Source organism: Rhodococcus sp. 14-2483-1-1 (genome assembly GCF_002259335.1).
In the GTDB taxonomy this organism is placed as follows: domain Bacteria; phylum Actinomycetota; class Actinomycetes; order Mycobacteriales; family Mycobacteriaceae; genus Rhodococcoides.
In genome coordinates this window covers 1-875 of record NZ_NPFX01000026.1, presented here as the reverse complement: position 1 = coordinate 875, position 875 = coordinate 1, and the positions used below count along the sequence as shown (strand labels likewise).

Below are 875 nucleotides of genomic sequence, written 5' to 3'. Positions count from 1 at the left end.
TTCTGCGGTCGCCACCACTGCTCGTTGTCGCGGTACCAGTCGACGGTTGCCTTCAAGCCGGCCCGGAAGTCGACATAGGTTGGTGTCCAACCCAATTCGGTGCGGAGCTTCGTCGAATCGATGGCGTAGCGCAGATCGTGACCGGGGCGGTCGGTGACGAAGTCGAAGGCGTCGGGTGCGTTGCCGGTCTCTTCGAGGATCGCCTCGAGGACGGTGCGGTTGTTCGCTTCGCCGTCGGCTCCGATGAGGTAGGTCTCGCCGATGCGGCCGCCGTCGATAATGGCCCAGACGGCGCTGTTGTGATCGTCCACGTGGATCCAGTCGCGCACGTTCTGCCCGGCACCGTAGAGCTTGGGGCGGGAGCCGCTGAGAATGTTGGTGATCTGACGCGGGATGAACTTCTCCACGTGCTGGTAGGGGCCGTAGTTGTTGGAGCAGTTGGAGATGGTGGAGCGGACCCCGAACGATCGCGTCCAGGCGCGTACCAGCAGATCACTGGAGGCCTTGGTCGAGGAGTACGGGCTCGACGGGTTGTACGGGGTCGATTCGGTGAAGCGTGCCGGGTCGTCCAACTCGAGATCGCCGTAGACCTCGTCGGTGGAGATGTGGTGGTAGCGGACGTCGTGTTCGCGGACCGCATTGAGCAACGTGGTGGTGCCGATGACGTTGGTGTGCACGAACGGCCACGGGTCGGTCAACGAGTTGTCGTTGTGCGATTCGGCGGCGAAGTGGACGACCAGATCCGTCTCGCGAACGAGGCGGTCGACGAGGTCGGCGTCGGCGATGTCGCCGTGCACGAAGTCGATGCGGTCGGCGACTGGCTCGAGGGATGCCTTGTTGCCTGCGTAGGTGAGCTTGTCGAGCACGGTGACCTG

Annotated in this window: 1 protein-coding gene; it reads right to left on the bottom strand. The window is 63.8% G+C overall.

What is annotated here, in order from left to right:
* Window positions 1–875: dTDP-glucose 4,6-dehydratase (gene rfbB, locus CH294_RS26270; protein WP_094739353.1), on the bottom strand; the 875-nt coding region annotated here is incomplete at both ends.